Here is a 22,584-nt window from a genome sequence, read left to right as displayed (position 1 = left end):
TGGCTGCCGCTGCCGATTCACGCCTGGCACCTGCAGGCGTATGTGCTCAAGACGTTTGCGGCGGAAATCGAAGAAGGCATTCTGATCACCGATGGCCCGGACATTGCGACCCTGCCGACCATGTCGTACCGCACGATGATGCCGGTGTCGGACGACTGCGCGCCGCTGATCAAATTGCCGATTGCAGTGTGGATGACCAGCGAACTGCGCAGCCTGCAAGCCAAGTCGATTCACATGGGGCCGCGCATCAGCACGGTGATCGCCAGGATTCTGGACGCCGAAAAAGGCTTCGATCAGCGTCTGGAGATCTTCCCGGAAGAAATCGGCGTGCGTTACAAAAACGCGATTACTCAGGACGATAATCCCGGGCGTCATCTGTCCGTGGTCTTTCGTGCCAGTCAGCAAGCGTTCGAACGCAGCGACGAATGTCTGCCGATTACCGTGGCGTCGCTGTTCACCCGCTTGCCCGGCAGTGGTCGGCCGCTGTTCACCGATCTGATCGAGCGCGACGGCGTGCGGGCGAATGCCACCCAGGTTGAAAGCTGGTTCCGCCAGTACGCCAAAGTGGTGACCCACCCGGTGGTGGCGATCTATCTGATGTATGGCATCGGTCTTGAAGCGCATCAGCAAAACACCATGGTGCTGTTCTCCCCCGACGGCAAAGCACGTAGTCTGCTGATCCGCGATTTCGGCGACGGCAGGACTTACGCACCGCTTTTGGAAGAGCGCGGCTATGCCCTGCAGCCCCATGTGCAGCCGGGTATTCTGCCGACGGTATTCTCAGGTGATATCGAGCCGGTACGCATGTTCGTGCTCGACGCGGCGTTCCTGGCGCATCTGCACGAAATGGCGCTGTGGCTGACCAAGGAGTACGGGTTGAACAACACACGGCTGTGGGCGGTTTTGCGCGAGGAGACCGACCTTGCATTCGAGGCTGTGCGCGACCGTGTCTCGCCAACGCTGTGGGAAGTCGAACGCAAGGCGTTCGTGGAAGATCCATGGCCGACCCGATCGTTGTTGCGCATGCACTTGATGCAGTACTCCAACTATCGTTTGCAACACACCCTGACCAACCCGCTCGCTAGCGTTTAACCGAGGCTGACCCATGTCCCATGCAGGTGTCATCCAGGGTTCGAGAGTAAGAATCCTGATTTATCTTCTATTTGCGATCCAGTTGGTGTCCATGGGCGCGATGGAAATGAGCGGGCCGTTCTGGCCTGTCCACCTGCGTGGGCTGACCGCCTCAGAGTCGGTTTTCAGCTTCGCCAGCATCGCCGTGTACGTCGGGCCGATGCTGGGCATTATTCTGACCAGTGCATTCTGGGGCCGTATCGGCGATCGCTATGGCCACAAGTTGATGATGATCCGCGCCCTCGCCGGATTGTCGCTGACCCAGCTTGGGCTGGCCCTCTTCAGCGACATCTGGGTCATTCTGATCCTGCGTTTTCTGCAAGGCGCCTTCGCCGGGTACATCGCCCCGGCACAGGCTTACGGCGTCAGTATCGAAGCGCCTTCGCGGCGGGCGCGGCTGTTCGCCATCCTGCAAATCTCGACCAACGTCGGTTCGTTGCTGGGAGCGGTCGTCGGCGGGTTGATCCTCGATTACGCCACGTTCTTCTGGATCAACATCATCGCCTCTGCATTGTGTGCGGTGTGCACCCTGATCGCGGCCGTCACCTTGCCGGATGTGCCACCGGTGAAGAAAGCACCGGTCGTGGACAAGGCAGCACCGGCCAGCCGTTCAGGCAGTGTGTGGCAAGGTTCGTCATTGCTGTCGCTGCTTGGCGTGATGGGCATTTTGCTGCTGGCGCGAATGCTCCCGCAGACCTCTTTCTCGCTATATGTCAGCTCGGTGTTCGAGGTCAGCAATTCGGTGGTTGGCCTGTGCTATGGCTTGCTGGCGTTGGGCTTCATTCTTTCGGCCACCGCCTGGTCGCGTTATTTCGAACACCGTAGTCAACAGGAAACGCTGCATCGCATTACCTATGTGGTCATCGGCTGCATCGTCCTCACTGCCGTGGCAGGTGTCACGCGCAATCCGCTGGTGTTTGTCATCGCCTACTTCATCTGGGGCGTATTGCTGGGGGCTACCACACCGGTGTTGATGGCGCTGATCTCGAAAACCGCCGACAGCTCGCAACAAGGCCATGTACTGGGGATTGCCCAGGGCACCGCGCAATTTGCGTCGATTGCGGGCATCTCGGCCGGCGGTTTGCTCAGTCAGGTCTATGGCTTGCAGTACACCTACCTGTTCGTTTGCCTGGCCTACGTGGTGGCGCTGATCCCGATTGTCGCCTTGCGTTACTTGCCTGCGGTGATGCAACCGAGTCATGCCCCGCCCGGGGATTGATCAAGGAACCTTTGTTTGAACATTGAACAACTGCGCGCCGACACCCCCGCTGTCGCGCAACTGATCCACTTCAACAACGCCGGTGCGGCGCTGATGCCCACGCCGGTGATCGAGGTCATGACCCGCCACATTCAGCTTGAAGCGAGTCTTGGCGGTTATGAAGCGGCCGGGCAACAGTCGGCCGAACTGGAAAATGTGTATGGCGCCATCGGTCGTCTGATCAACGCCCAGCCCGATGAAATCGCGGTGATCGAAAATGCGACCCGCGCCTGGGACATGGCTTTCTATTCGTTACCGCTGCAACCCGGCGATGTGGTGCTGACCTCGACCACCGAGTACGCCGGCAATTACATTCCTTACCTGCAACTGAAGAAGCAGCGCGGCATTGAAATCCGCGTCATCCCCAACGATGAGCACGGCCAGGTGTCACTGCCGGCCCTGAAGGACATGCTGGGCGATGATCGCGTCGCGTTGATTTCCCTGCCGGTGATCGCCACCAATGGCGGGCCGGTGCAGCCCATCGAGCAGATCGGCGCCCTCGCCCGCGCTGCCGGCGTGCTGTTTCTGCTTGATGCCTGCCAGGGTGTCGGGCAAATGCCGATCGACGTGCAGAAAATCGGCTGTCACATGCTCGCGGCCACCAGCCGCAAGTACCTGCGTGGGCCTCGGGGGATGGGTTTTTTGTATGTAGAAAGATCTCTGTGCCAGAACCTGGAGCCGGTCTTTCTCGACCTGCATGCCGCGTCCTTGCAGACAGCTGACACGTTCAAAATCCGCGCCGACGCCCGACGCTTCGAGAACTGGGAGTGTAACGTCGCCGCCAAACTGGGCCTCGGTGCTGCGGTTGAGTACGCGCTGGCGCAAGGCCTCGAACCGATGTGGTTGCGGATTCAACAACTGGCTGCTTACTTGCGTCAGCGACTGACGGACATTCCGGGCTTCACGCTGCGTGACCTGGGTATTCAAAAGTCAGGCATCGTGACATTCACCCACCGGGACAGCAGCGCTGCACAGCTCCAGCAGTGGCTGGCGGGACAGGAAAAACGCATCAACGTCACCACCTCGACATTCCGCTCGACGTTGCTCGACATGCAGCACCGGGACTTGCTGGAGGTCAGCCGCGCCTCGCTCCACGCGTACAACACCGAAGCGGAAATCGACACGATGATTGCAGCGCTGAGCCGCCTGCCGAGAGTCTGAAAGCGATTCCACTCGGCACTTGCGTCGCAGCCGGTTTGTAAACTAGCATTGGGAATACTTCTCAATTGCAAAAAAAACCTGCAGCCATGAGCGAAACCCTTCCCGCGAATAACGACCATCACCTGCGCGCGATCGAAGCCCTGTACAGCGGCCATCACGGCTGGCTGTACGCGACGCTGAGAAAAAAACTGGGTAACGCCATGGATGCAGCGGATCTGGCGCAGGACACCTTCACCCGCATCCTCGCCTCTCAAGTGACCGTCATCGAACAACCGCGCGCGTACCTGAGCTGCGTGGCCAAGGGCATTTTGGTCAACTGGTACCAGCGCAAGGCACTTGAACGCGCCTATCTGGATGCCCTCGCCCATATGCCTGCCCCGCAGGTGCCTTCACCGGAATTGCGTTTCATGGTGCTGGAGACCCTGCACGAAATCGATGCGATGCTCGACGCCCTTCCGCCACTGGTCAAACGCGCGTTCCTGCTATCGCAGATCAGCGGCCTGAAGTACGACGACATCGCCCAGCAACTGGGCGTATCGCTGATCACCGTCAAACGCTATATGAAGCAAGCCTTCGTACAGTGCCTGCTGCTGGTGGAGTGAATGCTCACTCGCCGCAACGAGCCGCACCTCGATCACCAGGCACTTGAAGAGGCCGCGGACTGGTTGATCCGTTTGAGTGAAGGCGAACTCAGTGAAACTGAACGTGCCGAATGGGAATGCTGGAAAATCAGCACGCCCGATCGCGGCCGTGCCTGGGCCCGTGCGCAGTTATTGCAGACCAAGCTCGGCGGCTTGCCAGCGTCTCTGGCGATGTCGGCACTCGACCGCCCAAGCAGCCCTGAGCGTCGCGCGGCGCTGGGCAAGCTGGCGATGATTCTGGCAATCCTGCCGGCCGGTTGGGGCAGCTGGAAACTGGCAGAATCCCAGCAATGGTCGGCCGACTATCGCACCACCGTCGGCCAGCAACGCGAGCTGACCCTGGCCGACGGTTCGAAAATCACTCTGAACACCGACACCGCCATCGACGTGCTGTTCGACGCCAGCCAACGACTCATTCACCTGCGCGAAGGCGAAATACTGGTGCAGACCGCAGCGGATATTTCTCCGCTGGCCCGGCCGTTTCTGGTCAGCACCCGCCAGGGTCGCATGCAGGCTCTGGGCACACGATTCACCGTTCGAGAATTGCAGCCACGCACCCACCTTGCAGTGCTGGACGGCGCAGTGAAGGTCGAACTCGCCGAAAATCGCCAAGGAACGCCATTGGTCATCAACGCCGGGCAGCGCACCGACTTCTCATCGAAAACCTTTGGCGGGGTCACCGCCGTCGATCGCTACATCGGCGCCTGGACCCAAGGCTTGTTGATGGCTGACAAGATGCGCCTGGCTGACTTCGTTGCCGAACTGACACGCTACCGCCGCGGCTTCGTGCGTCTGGATCCTGCGATTGCCGATCTGCGTATTTCCGGTGCCTATCCGATCAGCGACACCCAGCGCACGCTGAACATGCTGGCGCAAACCTACCCAATCCTCGTCAGCGGCCATTTGAATGGCTTCTGGGTCATGCTCTCTCCCGCCTGAGTCGAAAAAAAATCGCCGATCATCTGATACTTTTTTTGATCTCGACTGGCTATGGGGAAGAAGAACCTTTCCGTCCTGTTTTATAGGTCCATCCATTCATGTTCGCTGCACGCCATCTGCGTCCGGATCATCAGTTCAAACCAGTTATTCGCAGTGCGTTGCTAAGCCTTGTCCTGATCGGTGCCGTTTGCCCGTTTGCCTTGGCCGTCGTGCCTGCGCAACTGGACTCTGTCGCGGTCCGTGCCTACAACATTTCCTCCGGGCCGCTGGGCGCAACCCTGTCGGGCTTCGCCGTGGATGCCGGCATTGCCCTGTCGTTCCAGCCATCGTTGACCGAAGGCCTGACCAGCCCTGCGTTGATCGGCAATTACTCCACGCAAGAGGCGGTCACTCGCCTGCTGGAGGGCAGTGGCCTGAACATGGTTTTGCGCAGCGACGGCAGCTACACACTGGTGCAGCGCCGGGTGACGCTGGATGAAACGGCAATCATCGGCACTGCCAGGCATACCGACACCCTGCCGCCGGTGTATGCCGGTGGGCAGGTTGCCAACGGCGGGCGTCTGGGCGTTCTGGGCAATACCGACGTGATGGATGCCCCCTTCAGCGTCAGCACCTACACCTCGGCGCTGATCAAGGACCAACAGGCCGTTACCGTCGGTGATGTGCTGGAACGCGATTCATCGGTGCGCTCCACTGGCCAGACAGGCGGGATTGTCGACTCGTTCTTCATCCGTGGCTTTCCTGTCGGTGAAGGCAACCTCGGTGAACTGGCGTTCGACGGCGTGTACGGCGTGGCGCCGAACTACCGGGTGTTCACCGAATACACCGAGCGTATCGAACTGGTCAAAGGCCCCGGCGCCCTGCTCTATGGCATGTCACCCAACAGCGCGGTCGGCGGCATCATCAACGTGGTGCCCAAGCGCTCCCTGGAAGAGGATCTGACCCGTTTCACTGCCAGTTACGCCATGGATTCGCAACTCGGTGGTCACATCGACGTCAGTCGACGCTTTGGTGAGGATCGCCGGTTCGGTGTGCGCATCAACGGCAGCACCCAGCTGGGCGACACGGTCATCGACGATCAATCGCGCCACGTCGATATTGGTGCCATTTCCCTCGATTATCAGGGTGAACGCCTGCGCACCAGCCTCGACTGGCTCTACCAGAAAGAACGCTTCGACGCCGCTTCGCGGCCGTTTTTGATCGCCTCGGGCGTAGACATTCCCTCCGCCGCCAATGGCCGAACCAACGTCAGCCAGAAATGGGGCTGGTCGCAAACCCGTGACAAATCCGCCCTGCTCAGCGGCGAATACGACCTCAGTGACACGCTGACTGTTTTCACCCATGCCGGTGGTGGCAAATCGGATGTTGCGCGGATGTCCGACCAGACCCCGACCATCATCAACGCCGCCGGCGACACCTCTTCAATCCCCGGCTATTACAAGTTCGACGTCGAGCGGTACACCCTCGATGCCGGTGCCCGCCTGCGCTTCGACACCGGGCCGATCAGTCACCGCACAGCTCTGCAAGTCAGCCGTTATCGCGATGTGTTGTCCCGAGGAATCATTTCCGGTGCGCCGATTTTGTCGAACATTTACCACCCGGTTGATCGTCCGAAGCCTTTCATCCCCAAGCCGGACACGCCGAAAGTATCCGAGAGCGAACTGACCGGCGTGGCTCTGGCCGACACGCTGTCGGTGCTGGATGAACGCGTTCAGGTGACCTTGGGCGTGCGCAAACAGAACATCAAATCCGACAACTACAACGCGGCCGGGGTGGTCACCACGTCATACGACGACGGCAGAACCACACCGCTGTTTGGCGCGGTGATCAAACCCTGGGACCATGTTTCGTTTTACTACAACTACATCGAAGGCCTGAGCAAGGGTGACATCGCGCCTTCCACCGCATCGAACGCCGGCGAGATCTTTGCCCCTTACGTCTCCCGCCAGCACGAACTCGGGGTCAAGGCCGACTACGGCACTTTCACCTCCACCCTCGCCCTGTTTCAAATCACCAAACCCAGCGGCGAACTGGCCTGCGGGGTGTTTTCCGTGCAGGGCGAACAGCGCAACCGTGGGCTGGAGCTGAATGTGTTCGGCGAAGTCGCCCCAGGCACTCGGCTGCTCGGTGGCGTGACCCTGCTCGATGCCGAATTGACCAAAACCGCTGCGGCCGCCAACCGCGGCAATAAACCGGTGGGGGTGCCGGAAGTTCAAGCCAATCTCTGGGCTGAATGGGACACCTCGTGGGTCGAAGGCCTGACGCTGACCGGGGGGGCGATCCATACCGGTAGCCAGTACGTAAACCAGGCCAACACCCAGAAACTGGATGACTGGACCCGCTTTGATGTCGGCGTGCGCTACACCACTCGCATCGATGAACGACCGACCACGTTTCGCGCCACTGTGCAGAACGTGCTGGATCACGAGTACTGGTCAGGCGTTGCCTCTTATGGCGCGTTCTCCCAAGGCTCACCGCGCACCTTATTACTGTCGGCGACTGTCGATTTCTGAAACGTTCAGCCGTGCGACGGTGTGAGCCGTTGACCGATCTGACTTTTACAAAGGCTTTGACCATGGTGACTTTTGATCGACGCAGCCACGCTTTCGCTGCGCTGCTACTGGCAGGACTGCTGGGCCTGGCACTTTTTCTCCTCGCTCCACGCAACGTGCACGCCGCCGAAGTGGACTCGGCGCGCACCGAGGTGAGCGATCTGCTGGGGCGCAAGGTCAAGGTGCACTTGCCGGTCAGACGCGTCATTCTTGGTGAAGGCCGCCAGCTGTATCTGGTTGCCGCCCTCGACACACAAAACCCCATCGAACGCATCGTCGGTTGGCGCAAGGACCTGATCCAGTCGGATCCCGACACCTACAACGCATACCTGCGCAAATTCCCCGACATCGCCAGGATTCCCACCTTTGGCGGCTTTGAAGACGGCACCTTCGACATTGAGCAGGCAATTTCCCAGCGTCCGGACGTGATCATCCTCAATATCGAGGCGCAGCACGCCACCGAAGATGCGCGCTACATCGAAAAGCTCGACGCTCTGGGCATCCCGGTGGTGTACGTTGACTTTCGCAACAACCCGATCCAGAACACCGAGCCGACCATGCGCCTGTTCGGCCAACTGTTCGGCAAAGAGGAACGCGCCGAAGCCTTCATCGATTTCCGTAACCAGCAGATTCATCGCGTCACCGACATCATCGAGAAACAACACCCGCCCCGCCCCAGCGTGTTCGTTGAGCGCATCGGCGGCTACACCGATGATTGCTGCCTGAGTTTCGGCAACGAGAACTTCGGCCTGTTCGTCGAGATGGCCGGTGGCAACAACATTGCCCGCCGCATCATTGCGACCACGTTCGGCCAGTTGAACCCCGAGCAAGTCATCGTTGCCAATCCTGCGCACGTAGTGGTCACCACCGCCAACTGGGAAGCTTTTGCCCCCGGCGGCCATTGGGTCGGCGTCGGTCCGGGCGCGGACATGACACAAGCCAGGAAAAAACTCGCCTGGTACACCCGGCGTCCGGCCTACGCCGGCATCAAGGCCCAGGACGATCAAGCCTTCCATGCCATCTGGCATCAGTTCTACAACAGTCCTTACCAATTCGTCGCCATTGCGCAATTGGCGAAATGGTTCCATCCGGAGCTGTTTGCCGATCTCGATCCGGACGCCTCATTCCGCGAACTGCATGAGCGCTTCCTGCCGGTGCCGTATGAGTCGGGCTACTTTGTCAGCTTGCGTCAGCCTGAGGTTAAACCATGAGCTCGTTGACCGATGTCGTGGTCGTGCAGCGCGAAACCTATCGTCGCCTGGTGCTGCGTAAACGCCTGATCCTCGCCGGGCTGGTGATCTTGTTGATGTGCAGCGTGCTGCTCGATCTGGCCCTGGGCCCGGCGAGCTACAGCCTCAGCGAAGTACTCGGCGCATTGTTTTCGCCGGACAGCGCTTCACCGCAGGTACGCGTGGTGATGTGGGATATACGCTTGCCGGTGGCGTTAATGGCGGTTGCCGTTGGCGCGGCGTTGTCGCTGGCCGGCGCGCAGATGCAGACGATCCTCAACAACCCACTCGCCAGCCCGTTCACCCTGGGCATTTCCGCCGCCGCCAGCTTCGGCGCCGCGTTGGGGCTGGCATTCGGCGTCGCACTGTTCCCGCTGGCGGCGCAATTCATGGTGCCGCTGAACGCGTTCATCATGGCCATGCTGTCGGCGCTGCTGATCCACTTTCTGAGCATGCGTCGCGGCGTCACCGCCGAAACCATCGTGTTGCTCGGTATAGCGCTGGTGTTCACCTTCAATGCGCTGTTGGCGCTGGTGCAGTTCTTCGCCACCGAACAAGCCGTGGCCGCCGTGGTGTTCTGGACCATGGGCAGCCTGACCAAAGCTACGTGGCCGAAACTGGGGGTCATCTGCCTGGTGATCCTCATCACCCTGCCGATCTTCGCCAAACGTGCCTGGGCCCTGACCGCCCTGCGCCTGGGCGACGACAAGGCCGCCAGTTTCGGCATTAATGTGCGCAGCCTGCGTTTTCAGACGCTGATCATGGTCAGTCTGCTCGCCTCGTTTCCAGTGGCCTTCGTCGGCACTATCGGTTTCATCGGGCTAGTCGGTCCACACATCGCCCGCATGCTGATCGGTGAAGACCAGCGGTTTTTCCTGCCCGCCTCCTTGCTGACCGGGTCGTTGATTCTGTCGGCCAGTTCCGTGGTCAGCAAAACCCTGATCCCCGGCGCGATATTCCCCATCGGCGTGGTCACGTCGCTGATCGGCGTACCGTTCTTCATATCTCTGATTCTCGGCGGGAAGAAAAACTCATGGTGAAGCTGCAGCTGGAGAATCTCGGTGCCCGCTACGGCCAGCGCGAGATCATTCGTGGTGTCTCGACGGCGACGTTTTTCGGCGGGCAGGTGGTCGCCGTAGTCGGGCCCAACGCGGCGGGCAAATCGACGCTGTTCAAGCGCATGGCCGGGCTGATCGACGGCCCCGGACAGGTGATCTTGCAAGAGTCGAAAAAAGGCCCGACGGGCATCAGCTACATGCCCCAGGGTCTGAATGCAAGCGCCCGGTTGACGGTGTATGAGTCGGTGCTGCTGGCGCGCAAGCAACTGACGCCGGGCTGGGTCGTTCACGATGATGAATTGAAACTGGTCGATGAGATTCTCGCGGCGCTGGGCATCACCGGATTGTCCTTTCGCAACCTCGGTGAACTCAGCGGCGGTCAGCAACAGTTGGTGTCCATCGCGCAAACCCTGGTGCGCGAACCGGAAATACTGCTGATGGACGAACCGACTAGTGCCCTCGACATGCATCGGCAGGTTCAGGTGCTGAACTTCATGCGCAGCCTGGCCCGAAAACGCGAAGTCATTGTGTTCATCGCCATCCACGACCTGAACCAGGCGCTGCGTTTTGCCGATCAGGTTCTGGTGATTGCCGACGGCACCACGCAAGGCAGCGGCCCGAGTCACGAGGTGATTACCGAATTGATGCTGCGCAGCGTTTATAAGGTTGAGGCCCGGATTGAGCAGTGCAGTCGTGGGCAACGGCATATCGTGATTGACGATATTGTTTGATGGCTTGCAATGATCGCCCCTATCTGTATAGGCAACGGACTAATCGCCGCGCCTGCATCGCCCATGACTGACTCAACTACGCTTTAAATGAGGGTTGCCGGCTGTCATGCCCGCAACCGGGAGGTTCCGTGAACAGTCACTGGTGGTGCCGCCTGCTCCTGCTAGTAATACTGATCGGGTTACCGACGGGTTCGACGACGGCTGCAGGCAGTGTCGTGGTACTGACCGTCAACGATGCTATTGGTCCGGCCAGCGCCGACTACGTGGAGCGCGGCCTGGCGCGTGCGGTGACCGAGGGCGCGCAGTTGGTGGTCATCAGCCTCGACACCCCCGGCGGGCTGGACACCTCAATGCGTTTAATTATTAAGGCGATTCTGGCCAGTCCCTTGCCAGTGGCAAGTTTCGTCGCCCCTAGTGGCGCACGTGCGGCCAGCGCCGGCACCTATATTTTGTATGCCAGCCACATTGCCGCGATGACCCCGGGCACCAACCTGGGCGCTGCTACACCGGTGCAGATCGGCGGCCTGCCCGGGACCGCGCCCGAACCGCCGAGCCCACCCACCACCGACAAGAGTTCTGCGCGTGAGTTGCAGGACACCTTGACTCGAAAACAGATCAACGATGCGGCGGCTTACATCCGTGGCCTTGCGCAACTACGCGGACGCAATGCCGACTGGGCCGAACAAGCGGTACGTGAATCGCTCAGCCTGTCGGCCCACGAAGCGCTCAAACTCAACGTGGTCGATTATGTGGCCAATGACGTGGCAGACCTGCTCAAGCAATTGAACGGCAAGAGCCTGAATGTCTCCGGTCAAACGTTGAGGCTGAGCACCGCCGGAGTTGCGCTCATCGACCATGCGCCTGATTGGCGCACACAACTGCTGGCGGTGATCACCAACCCCAGTGTGGCGTTGCTGCTGATTATGCTCGGGGTCTATGGCTTGATATTCGAGTTCATGAACCCTGGGTCGAGCGTTGGTGGGGTGCTAGGTGGAATCTGCCTGTTGCTGGGGCTGTATGCCCTGCAACTGTTGCCCGTGAATTACGCCGGGGTCGGACTGATTCTGCTAGGGATCGCCTTCATGATCGCCGAGGCGTTTCTACCGAGTTTCGGTGTAATCGGCTTCGGTGGGGTGGTTGCTTTTGTAGTTGGCGCAGTGATTTTGATGGACACCGATGTACCGGGCTTTGGCATTCCGTTGACGCTGATCATCGGCATGGCACTAGTCAGCGCCCTGTTGCTTATGACTCTGGTCGGCATGGCGCTCAAGGCCAGACGCCGTGCCTTGGTCAGCGGCGATGCGGGCTTGGTCGGCAGTCAGGTCACGGTGACGGGGCTGCTGCCGGGTCTGCCTATGAGCGGCTGGGTGCAACTGCAGGGCGAAAAATGGCAAGTTCAGAGCTGCTCGCCCCTGCACCTGGGCCAACAGGTCCGGGTGGTGAGGCGCACGGGCGTGATGCTGGACGTCATTGCGCTGGATGAAACGTCACCGTCAGGAGGTTGATCCATGTTCGTCGAATTGGGTATTGGCCAACTGCTACGACAGCGCAATCTGCTTCCGGATAAGCGAATTGCAGTTGCGTCGACTTCCCCAAGGAAACCTCGGCAACCGCAACTCAAACATCTGGACGGCGAGACTGCCCCACTAGCTGCCGAACGGCGGCATCGGTATATCGGCGGGCTGCAGGCCCAACAGTGTCATGTACTCATAGACGTGCTGATAGCCGGATTGAGACTTGTAGCCTGTGCAGTCGGATTGAGGTTTCCCACAGAGCCGCAGCTCCATGTTCGCGCTGCCCATTCCCCATTGCGTATAGTTCAGGTTGTTATTCACAACCTTGTCTATGCCGGAACAAACCATGTTCCTCGTTTTTTCATCAATGGGATCATCATAAAGGGTCAGGGAGTAATCGAGAGAAGTTGCGCACCACGCCATCGGAACAACATCCAGGGTGTTGTAGATGCGCAGCGCATTACCGGCCATTTGCTTATTGAAATAGCTGGCGAAAAGACCATCTCCCGCCGTGGGCGCAGCAAAGGTTTCACAGAAGAAGTTAAAGCCCGGAAATCTGTCTTTCAGATAAAGCGCGAGCACTGACATGAGCGCACCGCCGAGGCTATGACCAACCAAACGGATGTTTGCTCCACTTTGCTGCGTCCCAAGAAAATCGCACAGTGTGCCCTGAGGACTGATAGTAGAGGCTGTGGTCAATATCGCCTGTACCCCGTCTGCAGTTCCCTGGGCAATGCTCGCCGATCCCTGGCAGCCCGGGATTACGCTCTGCAACGGCACCATTGGAAAAATATCGAGATCGTCCACCTGATCCTTCAAAGAATCCGTGAGTGTCCCACTCGTCACCACGACGATGTCTTTCCCGCTTCTCCCGCCGGTCAGCACCACGGTGATGTGCGCCGCATACTCGCCATCCATTACCAGCGCGGGGCCCCAGGCTACGTCATAGCCGCCGCCTACCTTCGAGCCATTGAGACGCGTAATAATATTGTCTTTAACCTGGCTCGGTTTCGGGTTCTGGATGTTTTTCCAGGACTGCGAATACAGCGCTGCATTATTGACCACGAAAGCATGTGTAAGACTGATTTGCCTTTGCACAAGTGTGTCTGGGGTAGTCATGACTGCTCCTTGTCTCAAAGAAAGTTTTCAAAGGACCCAACGAAAACCTATGGCAGCCGTCGATCCTTCTGGGCCAGCAAGACCGAGTTTAGACGCAGTTTTTGCAAGTGCGAGGGCGATGCTGTAGGCGCTGATGAAGAATTGACCCATCTGCCGAAAAAACGCTGACCCAAGCAGCCTTCAAGGCTACGGCCGTCTGTGCTGGGTATCTACCTATCCATGTCGGGGCAGTCTTGCCCCAGCAGGCAGGGCAATTCCGCATCAGCGCCAACACGCCATTGGCAGCTGTAACTTATTCACTGCAAGCGCATTCGTTTTATGTCCCTCTGCGGCGGTTCTCCGAACAGACGGCTGTACTCGCGACTGAACTGCGACGAGCTTTCATAGCCCACCAATCCGCCCGCACTGCTTGCGTCGATATTCTGACTCAGCATCAACTGTCGAGCCGCTTGCAGCCGCAATTGTTTCTGATACTGCAGTGGACTCATGCCTGTTACGGCGCGGAAATGCTGCCGAAAGGTAGACGGACTCATGTGTGCATTCGCCGCCAAGTCGTCCATGCGCAGCGCATGACGAAAATTAAGCTTCAGCCAGGCAAGCGTCTTGGCGATGTGTTGGCTCGGTGAACCCGCGGCGACGACATGAAGCAACTGCGAACCGTGAGCACCGCTCAACAGGCGAGCAATGATCTCCTCCTTGATCAGTGGCGCGAGGGTTTCAAGCAGTTCAGGCTCGCTAAGTAGCCCGACCAAACGCCCCAGTGCATCAAGCACCCCGGCGTCCAGCGCCTGTACGGTGATTGGCCGGAACCCTTCATCCTTCATGCGCGATGACAACCGCATGCGCTCGGCGAGCTGTATCACCGTGGCGCTGTCGAACGTGAGCATCATGCCCAGGAATGGTTGTGTGACGCTCGCCTGAGTCACATGTGAGATGACCGGCAGGTCAACGCTGGTAACCATGGACTGACCCGGCGCGTAACTAAGCACCTCCTCCCCCACCATGACTTGTTTGCAGCCTTGCAAGGTCACACCAATGCCCAGTCCGTAAATACAGTGCACAGGCGCAGTGGCAGATTTGCGTCGATGCAGACTCAGGCCCGGAACCGCGGTGAGCAGGTCGCAATCACTGCGCACAATCTGGCTGACGACGCCGGCGAGAGGACTTGTGTCGCTGGCAGTTTGGTGACTTTTGGTAGCAGGCTGCACAGTGGTCTCCTTGAAAAAACGAGGTCAATAGCTGGTCACGAACGACACCGTTGCTGACACGAACAATGTCTGCCATGACCGCCAGAGCAATCTCCGCGGGGGTTTTGCTTCCCGACACTGTCATTCATTCAGCAGCCCGTCATGTGCCAGGCGCCATAGTTGGCCCTTGCTACACGGCCGGTAATGAATGAGATATTGACGAGAATCACGCATCATCGTGAGCAAGAGAGGACGACAATTTACGATAGGCGTCGGCCTGTGCCAGCAACGCATTGGCCTTGGCTTCGAAGGTCTGCACCGCATCAGCGCCAGCAGCGAAACGAACCGGTGGCTCGTCGAGCCCTGCAAGCTGCACAATCGCGTCGGCGAGCTTGGCAGGGTCACCGCCCTGTTTGCCGTCCATGCCACTCCAGGCCGTGACGGTCTCTCGCGTCCGCTGGGCATAATCGTCGATGGAGGGCGGTGCGAAAGTGGTGGAATCGGCCGTCAGCAGTTCTGTGCGGAAGAACCCGGGCTCGACCAACATCGTGCGAATGCCGAAGGGTTCAATCTCTGGCGTGAGCGACTCGATCCATCCTTCGAGGCCGAATTTCGCCGCCGCATAGGCCGTACAGAACATGCCGCCAGCGATACCCGCCGTAGAGGAAATGGTCAGCAACAGACCGGAGCGCTGCTTGCGCATCGCCGGTAATGCAGCACGAGCGACATTCATCGGACCGAACAACAGCGTTTCGATCTGGTTGCGCACCTGTTCCGGGCTGAGCTCTTCGAAGAAGCCCGCATAGAAGTTACCCGCGTTGTTGACCAGTACATCAATCCGTCCGAACTTGCCGATAGCGGCCTCGACGGCGTCTTGGGCGTCATCGGGACGGGTGACATCAAGTTTAATGGTCAGCAAGTCTTCATGTTCACCGATTGCCGCCAGCACTTTCCCGGCATCACGGCCGGTGGCAACGACGGCATGGCCGGCAGCGAGTGCCGCTCTGGCGATGTCTACACCCAGTCCACGGCCAGCACCGGTGATGAACCAAACTTTTTTCTCAGTCATGTGATTGCTCCTTTCTAACGAGTGCCTATTGTGTCGAGCCTCTCCTTTTGGTTGCTGCATCAATCGGCGTATTCATTGCCTAAAATGACGAATATTGTGTCAGTTCAACCCTCTTCGCTCTGACCTCCAGCAGCAGTTCTTCACGGCTCGTGAAGGAGCTCAGGCGATAACTAGTTCTTTCATTGCCTGATTCAATCACCGATTCAAGAACTTCAAGCGTCTTGGTCGTGATGCTCAGCTCATCCGTCAAATTGGGCAATCATTGAAGCGGATCGTGCATTCGATCCAGGAAGTACGGCGCTACAGTTGGCAAACGCCCGGAACACGGTCGCACTCATTCATGGAGAGCTGTCCCACTATGAGCGCCCTCAACATCAATGGCCGTGACTACACGGTTGACGTAGACCCTGGCACCCCGATTCTCTGGACTTTGCGCGACACGCTGGGCATGACCGGCACCAAGTTTGGCTGCGGAGCAGCTCTGTGCGGCGCGTGTACTGTTCACCTTGATGGGCAGGCCATTCGTTCCTGCATCACGCCTGTCGCAGCCGCCGAGGGCAGGAAGATCACCACCATCGAAGCAGCAACCAATGGCAGTGACCCAGTGGGCACGGCCGTACACGAGGCATGGGTCAAACACGACGTAGCGCAATGCGGCTATTGCCAGAGCGGCCAGATCATGAGCGCGACGGCTTTCCTCAAGGCTCAACCCAAGGGCAAGCAGCCAACGGCGGCCGAGATCGACTCGGCCATGGCTGGCAACATCTGTCGCTGCGGCACTTACGCTCGTATCCGCGCGGCGGTGGCTGACGCCGCCAAAGCCCTTGCCTGACTGGAGTTTTCCATGTTCAACGACGCCTATTCAGACGAGCTCCCTCGTGTATTGCAACACATGTTCGAACGCGACCAGATCGACGGTCCCACCACGCTCCCCCGCCGCAGCTTCCTGAAAATCCTTGGTGTCGGCGGCCTGGCATTGGGGGCATTTCCTCACTTGGCCCTGGCGCAACAGCCTGGCGACAACCGCGCAGAAACTCTCAAGCCGAGTCAGCAACCCTCGGCATTCGTGCAGATAGCGCCGAATGGGGAAGTAGCAGTAACCATCAACCGGCTGGAGTTCGGTCAGGGTGTGCAGACTGGCCTACCGATGATCCTCGCCGAAGAGCTTGATGCCGACTGGAGCCTCGTACGCAGCCGCAATGGTACAAGCGACATCGCCTACCAGGACCCTCTCTTTGGCATGCACCTTACTGGCGGTTCCAATTCGATCAAGAACAGCTATACCCAGTACCGCGAACTGGGTGCCCGCGCTCGCGCCATGCTGCTCGCGGCGGCGGCCGCGCGCTGGAATGTGGATGTGACCAACCTGAGTACGGAATCTGGAATGGTGTTCGGCCCCGCGGGCCGCAAAGCGAGCTATGGCGAACTGTCGGAGGCCGCCATGGCGCTGCCTGTGCCCGAAACGATCACGCTCAAGGACCCCAAAGACTTCCGAATCATTGGCCATGCCACCACCCGCATCGATGCCAAGGCCAAGAGCAGTGGTCAGCAGGATTTCGGTATCGACATGAAACTACCGGGGCAACTGACGGCCGTGGTAGCCCGACCACCAGTATTCGGTGGCAAAATTGCGTCTTTGGATGACAGTGCTGCACGTGCCATCAAAGGCGTGAAAGCGGTGCTGCGTGTACCGCTCGATGGGGGGGCTGAAGGCGTAACCGTCGTCGCTGACGGTTACTGGCAAGCCAAACAAGGCCGTGATGCACTGAAACTGCAATGGGATACGACGGCTGTCGAAAAGGTCGATAGCGACAAGCAGTTGGCCGACTACCGGGAGCTCGCGGGTCGTCCTGGTCCACGGCTCTTCGAGGCGGACATGGCGCCACTGGCAACGGCACCTCATCGATTGGAAGCCGAGTTCGTGTTTCCTTACCTGGCCCATGCGCCAATGGAACCGTTGAACTGTACCGTCAAACTGTCCGAAGAACGCTGCGAACTATGGGTGGGTACCCAGTTTCCCGGGGCTGACAGCGCGGCAGCCGCACGTGTACTGAACCTCAAGCCCGAGCAAATTCAAATTAATGTACAGACCGCTGGCGGCGGCTTTGGCCGGCGTGGCATAGCCACCAGCGACATTGTGGTGCTGGCATGCGAGGTGGCCAAGGCCGCGCGAATGGCCGGTTTGGATGTACCGGTGCGCACCCTATGGAGCCGCGAGGACGATATCAAAGGCGGCTACTACCGCCCCATGCACCTGCATCGCGCTCATATCGGTTTTGACGATACCGGCAAGGTGCTGGCCTGGGACCACGTTGTGGTAGGACAGTCCATCATCAGTGGCACCATGTTCGGGGGACGGGTGAAAAACGGCATAGACCCCACGGCAACCGAAGGTATGCGCGATCCCTATCCACTGCCGATGCGCCTGACGGTGCATCACCCGAAACTCAACGTGCCGGTGTTGTGGTGGCGCAGTGTGGGCTCCACCCACACAGCCTTCGTGATGGAGACGGTGATCGATGAGATCGCCCGAACAACCAAACAGGATCCTGTGGCTTACAGGATGAAACTTTTTGCCGATCGAAGTCCGCGTCATCGCGCTGCGTTGCAACTGGCGGTGGACAAGAGCGAGTACGGCAAACGCGAGTTGCCTGCTGGTCGAGCCTGGGGTGTTGCGGTCCATGAGTCGTTCAGTTCGGTAGTGGCTTACGTCGTGGAAGCATCGGTGCAGAACGGTCGTCCGGTACTGCACCATGTGACCGCCGGCGTCCACTGCAACCTGGTCGTCAACCCGCGCAGCGTTGAGGCCCAAGTACAAGGTGCCGCCCTTATGGGGCTGTCAATGTGCTTGCCGGGCGGTGCCATCACCCTGAAAGACGGCGTCGTGCAACAGAGTAATTTTGCAGACTTCAGCGTTCCGCGCATCACCGATATGCCGGAATTTTCCATTCATGTCGTGCCAAGCGCCGAGCCTCCCACAGGGATGGGTGAACCCGGCCTGCCACCATTGGCCCCCGCATTTGCAAACGCGGTCGCACGCCTCACGGGTAGGTCGGTGCGTGAGCTGCCCTTCAAGCTGACGTGACAGAGCCGGGTGGACTGACGGTCAAGAACCTTAATCAGCCGCAGGCCCATTCACTTGGGAAAGCCTTTGGCAATAGGACCGGGATCGACGAGTCCGGACATACGGACTCGTGGTCCTGTCGGCTACCAAGAATTCAGTCAGAATCCCCGTTTCGGTCGCTCGTGTTCTGGGTGCGAGCGGGGGCAATAAGGAAACGGGAGCCAAACATCTGGTTGAAGCGGGCGCGGTGCAGGCCTGAATGAAAACGGGCGCCTTGACAGGTGCCCGTTTTGTTGTAGCGGGTTGCATGACCGATATCGGGTACATCGACGTCGAACCGGGGAAGATCAGCAAAAGAATTTCGTATACCCTAGCGCTATCTCACTCCAAATGACCGCCGCCGTGAACCTACCCAAACTCAACGCACCCGACCTTGGTAACACGCCTTCGACTTCGGAAATCATCACCCGCCATCTGCGGGATGCGATTGTCGCCGGGCATTTTGCCGAGGATGAGCCGATCCGCCAGGACGACATCGCCCGCCAGTTCAATGTCAGCAAGATCCCGGTGCGTGAAGCCCTCAAGCGGCTGGAGGCCGAAGGGTTGGTGATGTTCCAGCGCAATCGCGGGGCGATGGTCACGCGGGTTTCCGATGCAGAACTGGCGCAGATGTTCGAAGTGCGGATGTTGCTGGAGGACAAGATTCTGCGCCTGGCCATTCCAAACATGACCGAAGAGACCTTCGCCCGCGCCGAGCGCATCTGTCAGGAGTTCATCGGCGAGGACGACGTAGGGCGCTGGGCCGAGCTCAACTGGGAGCTGCATTCCTGCCTGTACGAGCCGGCGCAGCGACCGTTTCTGGTGAGTCTGATCCGTTCGGTCAACGACAAGCTGGAGCGTTATCTACGCATGCAGATGAGCTTGTCGGCCGGTAAGGAACGGGCCGATCACGAACACCGCGAGATCCTGGCGGCCTGCCGCGCCGGGGATGTGGACCTGGCGGTGAAGCTTCTGGACGAGCACATTGCCGGCGTCTGCACGACCCTGTTCGAGCACCTGCCCCACACCCACTGACAACTGCGGATGCTGTGCCGATTTCGTCATCGACACAGACTAAATCCATCAAGCCGACACCTCGCTGCACGGGCCACTCTTGCGTTCACTCAACCGAATGGACGTGGCCCTCCCATGAAACGCATCTCTGTGATCGACTCCCACACCGGCGGCGAACCGACCCGCCTGGTGACCGCCGGCTTTCCTGAGCTGGGCACTGGCAGCATGGCCGAACGGCGCAAGGTATTAGCCGAACAGCATGATCAATGGCGCGCCGCCTGTATGCTGGAACCACGGGGCAGTGACGTACTGGTGGGTGCCCTGCTCTGCACGCCGGTGGACCCTGGCGCCTGTGCCGGGGTGATTTTCTTCAACAACACCGGTTATCTGGGCATGTGCGGCCACGGCACCATCGGCCTGGTGGCGTCGTTGGCGCACCTGGGCAAGATCGGCCCCGGCGTGCACAGCATCGAAACGCCGGTGGGCACGGTGCAGGCAACCCTGCACGAAGACCATTCGGTGAGCGTGCGCAACGTGCCGGCCTACCGTTATCGCAAGGCGCTGGCGGTGCAGGTGCCGGGCATCGGCCAAGTGGTCGGTGATATCGCTTGGGGCGGCAACTGGTTTTTCCTGATCGCCGAGCATGGCCTGCGGGTGGCCGGCGACAACCTCGAAGCGCTGACCGCTTACACCTTCGCCGTGCAGCAAGCACTGGAAGCCCAAGGCATTCGCGGTGAAGACGGCGGCTTGATCGATCACGTCGAGTTGTTCGCCGATGACGATCACGCCGACAGCCGCAACTTCGTGCTCTGCCCCGGCAAAGCCTATGACCGTTCGCCCTGCGGCACCGGCACCAGTGCCAAACTGGCATGCCTGGCAGCCGACGACAAGTTGCAACCGGGGCAGATCTGGCGCCAGGCCAGCGTCATCGGCAGCGAGTTCGAGGGTTCCTACGAATTGCAGGGTGAGCGTATCGTGCCGACCATTCGTGGTCGCGCGTTCATCAGTGCCGAGGCGAGCCTGATCATCGAACAGGACGACCCGTTCGCCTGGGGCATTCGTCCATGAACGAGGGCCAGGTGGCCGATGTGATCGTGATCGGCGCCGGCATTATCGGCGCCGCCTGTGCCCAGGCGCTGGCCCGTCGCGGCTTGCAGGTGCTGGTGCTGGACGCCGGCCTGCACGGCGCCACGGCCGCCGGCATGGGTCACTTGCTGGTACTCGACGACAACCCCGCCGAACTGGCCCTGAGTCAATATTCGTTGCAGCGCTGGCGCGAACTGGGCGCGGACCTGCCCGACAGCTGTGCCTACCGCTGCAACGGCACGCTGTGGCTGGCGGCGAATGCCGAAGAAATGGCGGTGGCCCACAGCAAATTCCTGAACCTGCAAGCCCAGGGCGTGGCTTGCGAACTGATCGGCGCCAGTGCCCTGAGCCAGCGCGAACCGGAACTGAGCGAAGGACTGGAAGGCGGCTTGCTGATCAATGGCGACGGCATTCTATATGCCCCGGCGACGGCCGGATGGATGCTCGAAACACCGAACATCCGCCAGCGCCGGGCACGGGTCAGTGCGGTCGATGGCAACCGCGTCTGCCTCGATGATGGTCACTGGTTGAGTGCCGATGCCGTGGTGTTGGCCAACGGTATTCAAGCCAACGAGCTGTGCCCGGAATTGCCCATCGAGCCGAAAAAAGGCCACTTGCTGATCACTGACCGCTACCCCGGCAGCGTCACCCATACGCTGGTGGAACTGGGTTACGTCACCAGTGCCCACAACGCCACGGGGCCGTCTACCGCCTGCAATATCCAGCCGCGCCCCACCGGGCAACTGTTCATCGGCGCCTCGCGGCAATTCGGCACCACCGACCCGCAGGTCGAAGGCTGGATGCTCGCGAAAATGCTCAAGCGTGCCGCCGAGTACATGCCGGGGCTGGCCCGGCTCAATGGCATCCGTGCCTGGACCGGTTTTCGCGCCGCCAGCCCCGACGGCTTGCCGCTGGTGGGCCAACATCCACAACGTCAAGGCTTGTGGCTGGCAGTCGGTCACGAAGGACTGGGCGTAACCACCGCCCCCGGCACCGCCGATCTACTGGTGGCGCAACTGTTCAACGAAACCCCGCCACTGGCCGCACAACCTTATCTGCCCCAGCGTTTTCTCGGAGAACCGGTCTATGCCTGAATTGTTGCTGGACGGCCACGCCCTGAAAGTCGCCGAAGGCACCAGCGTCGCCGCTGCCCTGGCGTTGGCCAGTGACGGCTGCACGCGCACCTCAGTCAGCGGTCAGCGCCGTGCGCCGCTGTGCGGCATGGGCATTTGTCAGGAATGCCGGGTGACCATCGATGGCCGGCGTCGCCTGGCTTGCCAGACCCTGTGCCGTGACGGCATGCAGGTGGAGACTCGCCCATGATTGAATACGCTGATCTGTTGATCGTTGGCGCTGGCCCTGCCGGGCTGAGCGCAGCCCTTGCCGCCGCCCCCAGCGGCGCCCGCATTGTCATGCTCGACGACAACCCGCTGCCGGGCGGGCAAATCTGGCGCGACGGACCTCAAGCCAACGTGCCCGGTCAGGCCCGGCACCTGCGCGAGCGTCTGGCGTCGTGCAACAACATCCGCCATCACGCCGGTACTCGGGTGATCGCCGCCCCCGGCGCGAAACAACTGCTGGTGGAAGATGACGACCATGGCTGGTTGATCAGCTACGACAAACTGATTCTGTGCACCGGCGCCCGTGAATTGCTGCTGCCCTTCCCCGGCTGGACGCTGCCGGGTGTCACCGGTGCGGGTGGTTTGCAGGCGCTGATCAAGGCCGGTTTGCCGGTGCTGAACGAGCGCGTGGTGATCGCCGGCAGCGGCCCGCTGTTACTGGCCAGTGCCGC

The 22,584-nt window shown here is 60.1% G+C and carries 20 protein-coding genes and 1 pseudogene; 17 read left to right on the top strand and 4 right to left on the bottom strand.

Annotated features, from left to right (window positions below; translation table 11 throughout):
- The 10 genes from PMI29_RS25830 to PMI29_RS25875 all read left to right on the top strand — a co-directional run.
- Positions 1–1,092 (top strand): IucA/IucC family C-terminal-domain containing protein (locus PMI29_RS25830; protein ID WP_007994333.1); only part of this gene is annotated, 1,092 nt, incomplete at its 5' end.
- Between the two features lie 13 nt (positions 1,093–1,105).
- On the top strand, positions 1,106–2,350 hold the full coding sequence (locus tag PMI29_RS25835) for an MFS transporter (protein ID WP_007994332.1): 1,245 nt from the start codon (positions 1,106–1,108) through the stop codon (positions 2,348–2,350).
- 15 nt (positions 2,351–2,365) lie between these two features.
- A complete protein-coding gene (locus PMI29_RS25840; RefSeq protein WP_007994330.1) occupies positions 2,366–3,550 on the top strand; it encodes an aminotransferase class V-fold PLP-dependent enzyme in 1,185 nt (394 codons plus the stop codon).
- Positions 3,551–3,636: 86 nt separating this feature from the next.
- Positions 3,637–4,152 (top strand): sigma-70 family RNA polymerase sigma factor, encoded by a 516-nt coding sequence (locus PMI29_RS25845; RefSeq protein ID WP_007994329.1) that lies wholly within the window; start codon positions 3,637–3,639, stop codon positions 4,150–4,152.
- Positions 4,153–5,130 (top strand): FecR domain-containing protein, encoded by a 978-nt coding sequence (locus PMI29_RS25850; protein WP_007994328.1) that lies wholly within the window; start codon positions 4,153–4,155, stop codon positions 5,128–5,130.
- Positions 5,131–5,228: 98 nt separating this feature from the next.
- Positions 5,229–7,643 carry a TonB-dependent receptor gene (locus tag PMI29_RS25855; RefSeq protein WP_007994327.1) on the top strand — a complete coding sequence of 805 codons (2,415 nt, stop codon included), beginning with the start codon at positions 5,229–5,231 and terminating at the stop codon, positions 7,641–7,643.
- 62 nt (positions 7,644–7,705) lie between these two features.
- Positions 7,706–8,893: an ABC transporter substrate-binding protein gene (locus tag PMI29_RS25860; RefSeq protein WP_007994326.1), complete on the top strand. Its 1,188-nt coding sequence runs from the start codon at positions 7,706–7,708 to the stop codon at positions 8,891–8,893.
- Entirely contained in the window at positions 8,890–9,951 is a 1,062-nt protein-coding gene (locus PMI29_RS25865) for a FecCD family ABC transporter permease (protein WP_007994325.1), read from the top strand. The genes PMI29_RS25860 and PMI29_RS25865 overlap by 4 nt, the downstream gene beginning before the upstream one ends.
- Positions 9,945–10,700 (top strand): ABC transporter ATP-binding protein, encoded by a 756-nt coding sequence (locus PMI29_RS25870; protein ID WP_007994324.1) that lies wholly within the window; start codon positions 9,945–9,947, stop codon positions 10,698–10,700. Before PMI29_RS25865 ends, PMI29_RS25870 begins: the two co-directional genes overlap by 7 nt.
- 128 nt (positions 10,701–10,828) lie before the next feature.
- Positions 10,829–12,205, top strand: a complete 1,377-nt coding sequence (locus PMI29_RS25875; RefSeq protein ID WP_007994323.1) for an NfeD family protein — start codon at positions 10,829–10,831, stop codon at positions 12,203–12,205.
- A 141-nt stretch (positions 12,206–12,346) separates the two neighbouring features.
- On the opposite strand, the gene PMI29_RS25880 is transcribed toward PMI29_RS25875, so the two are convergent.
- The 4 genes and pseudogenes from PMI29_RS25880 to PMI29_RS25890 form a co-directional block, all read right to left on the bottom strand.
- Complete coding sequence (locus PMI29_RS25880) at positions 12,347–13,333, bottom strand: lipase family protein (protein WP_007994321.1); 987 nt, start codon at positions 13,331–13,333, stop codon at positions 12,347–12,349.
- A 296-nt stretch (positions 13,334–13,629) separates the two neighbouring features.
- Positions 13,630–14,541: an AraC family transcriptional regulator gene (locus tag PMI29_RS25885; RefSeq protein ID WP_007994320.1), complete on the bottom strand. Its 912-nt coding sequence runs from the start codon at positions 14,539–14,541 to the stop codon at positions 13,630–13,632.
- Between the two features lie 28 nt (positions 14,542–14,569).
- Positions 14,570–14,653 (bottom strand): annotated as a pseudogene (locus tag PMI29_RS32445) (hypothetical protein); the annotation flags it as partial.
- Between the two features lie 93 nt (positions 14,654–14,746).
- The gene (locus PMI29_RS25890) at positions 14,747–15,589 is read right to left on the bottom strand and encodes an SDR family oxidoreductase (protein ID WP_007994319.1); all 843 of its coding nucleotides are present in this window, start codon (positions 15,587–15,589) and stop codon (positions 14,747–14,749) included.
- 358 nt (positions 15,590–15,947) lie between these two features.
- Between PMI29_RS25890 and PMI29_RS25895 the strand changes: the two genes are divergently transcribed.
- The 7 genes from PMI29_RS25895 to PMI29_RS25925 all read left to right on the top strand — a co-directional run.
- Positions 15,948–16,421, top strand: coding sequence for a (2Fe-2S)-binding protein (locus PMI29_RS25895; RefSeq protein WP_007994318.1), 474 nt, complete (start codon positions 15,948–15,950; stop codon positions 16,419–16,421).
- A 12-nt stretch (positions 16,422–16,433) separates the two neighbouring features.
- Positions 16,434–18,674 (top strand): xanthine dehydrogenase family protein molybdopterin-binding subunit, encoded by a 2,241-nt coding sequence (locus PMI29_RS25900; RefSeq protein ID WP_007994316.1) that lies wholly within the window; start codon positions 16,434–16,436, stop codon positions 18,672–18,674.
- Between the two features lie 381 nt (positions 18,675–19,055).
- Positions 19,056–19,727: a GntR family transcriptional regulator gene (locus tag PMI29_RS25905; RefSeq protein ID WP_033051988.1), complete on the top strand. Its 672-nt coding sequence runs from the start codon at positions 19,056–19,058 to the stop codon at positions 19,725–19,727.
- 114 nt (positions 19,728–19,841) lie between these two features.
- Complete coding sequence (locus PMI29_RS25910) at positions 19,842–20,774, top strand: 4-hydroxyproline epimerase (protein WP_007994314.1); 933 nt, start codon at positions 19,842–19,844, stop codon at positions 20,772–20,774.
- Positions 20,771–21,886, top strand: coding sequence for an NAD(P)/FAD-dependent oxidoreductase (locus PMI29_RS25915; protein ID WP_007994313.1), 1,116 nt, complete (start codon positions 20,771–20,773; stop codon positions 21,884–21,886). Before PMI29_RS25910 ends, PMI29_RS25915 begins: the two co-directional genes overlap by 4 nt.
- Positions 21,879–22,115 carry a 2Fe-2S iron-sulfur cluster-binding protein gene (locus tag PMI29_RS25920; protein WP_007994312.1) on the top strand — a complete coding sequence of 79 codons (237 nt, stop codon included), beginning with the start codon at positions 21,879–21,881 and terminating at the stop codon, positions 22,113–22,115. The genes PMI29_RS25915 and PMI29_RS25920 overlap by 8 nt, the downstream gene beginning before the upstream one ends.
- On the top strand, positions 22,112–22,584 hold a 473-nt coding region (locus PMI29_RS25925; RefSeq protein ID WP_007994310.1), incomplete at its 3' end, for an NAD(P)/FAD-dependent oxidoreductase. The genes PMI29_RS25920 and PMI29_RS25925, both read left to right, overlap by 4 nt.

It is taken from the genome of Pseudomonas sp. GM49, assembly GCF_000282355.1.
Taxonomy (GTDB): domain Bacteria; phylum Pseudomonadota; class Gammaproteobacteria; order Pseudomonadales; family Pseudomonadaceae; genus Aquipseudomonas.
This window is presented reverse-complemented; position numbering and strand designations above follow the sequence as displayed.

Bases quoted from the DNA above. Each gene is read 5' to 3' on its own strand.
- PMI29_RS25915 (WP_007994313.1), top strand. From the start codon at position 20,771: ATGAACGAGGGCCAGGTGGCCGATGTGATCGTGATCGGCGCCGGCATT.
- PMI29_RS25860 (WP_007994326.1), top strand. From the start codon at position 7,706: ATGGTGACTTTTGATCGACGCAGCCACGCTTTCGCTGCGCTGCTACTG.
- PMI29_RS25855 (WP_007994327.1), top strand. From the start codon at position 5,229: ATGTTCGCTGCACGCCATCTGCGTCCGGATCATCAGTTCAAACCAGTT.
- PMI29_RS25890 (WP_007994319.1), bottom strand. From the start codon at position 15,589: ATGACTGAGAAAAAAGTTTGGTTCATCACCGGTGCTGGCCGTGGACTG.
- PMI29_RS25900 (WP_007994316.1), top strand. From the start codon at position 16,434: ATGTTCAACGACGCCTATTCAGACGAGCTCCCTCGTGTATTGCAACAC.
- PMI29_RS25880 (WP_007994321.1), bottom strand. From the start codon at position 13,333: ATGACTACCCCAGACACACTTGTGCAAAGGCAAATCAGTCTTACACAT.
- PMI29_RS25920 (WP_007994312.1), top strand. From the start codon at position 21,879: ATGCCTGAATTGTTGCTGGACGGCCACGCCCTGAAAGTCGCCGAAGGC.
- PMI29_RS25835 (WP_007994332.1), top strand. From the start codon at position 1,106: ATGTCCCATGCAGGTGTCATCCAGGGTTCGAGAGTAAGAATCCTGATT.
- PMI29_RS25870 (WP_007994324.1), top strand. From the start codon at position 9,945: ATGGTGAAGCTGCAGCTGGAGAATCTCGGTGCCCGCTACGGCCAGCGC.
- PMI29_RS25910 (WP_007994314.1), top strand. From the start codon at position 19,842: ATGAAACGCATCTCTGTGATCGACTCCCACACCGGCGGCGAACCGACC.
- PMI29_RS25895 (WP_007994318.1), top strand. From the start codon at position 15,948: ATGAGCGCCCTCAACATCAATGGCCGTGACTACACGGTTGACGTAGAC.
- PMI29_RS25865 (WP_007994325.1), top strand. From the start codon at position 8,890: ATGAGCTCGTTGACCGATGTCGTGGTCGTGCAGCGCGAAACCTATCGT.
- PMI29_RS25845 (WP_007994329.1), top strand. From the start codon at position 3,637: ATGAGCGAAACCCTTCCCGCGAATAACGACCATCACCTGCGCGCGATC.
- PMI29_RS25850 (WP_007994328.1), top strand. From the start codon at position 4,153: ATGCTCACTCGCCGCAACGAGCCGCACCTCGATCACCAGGCACTTGAA.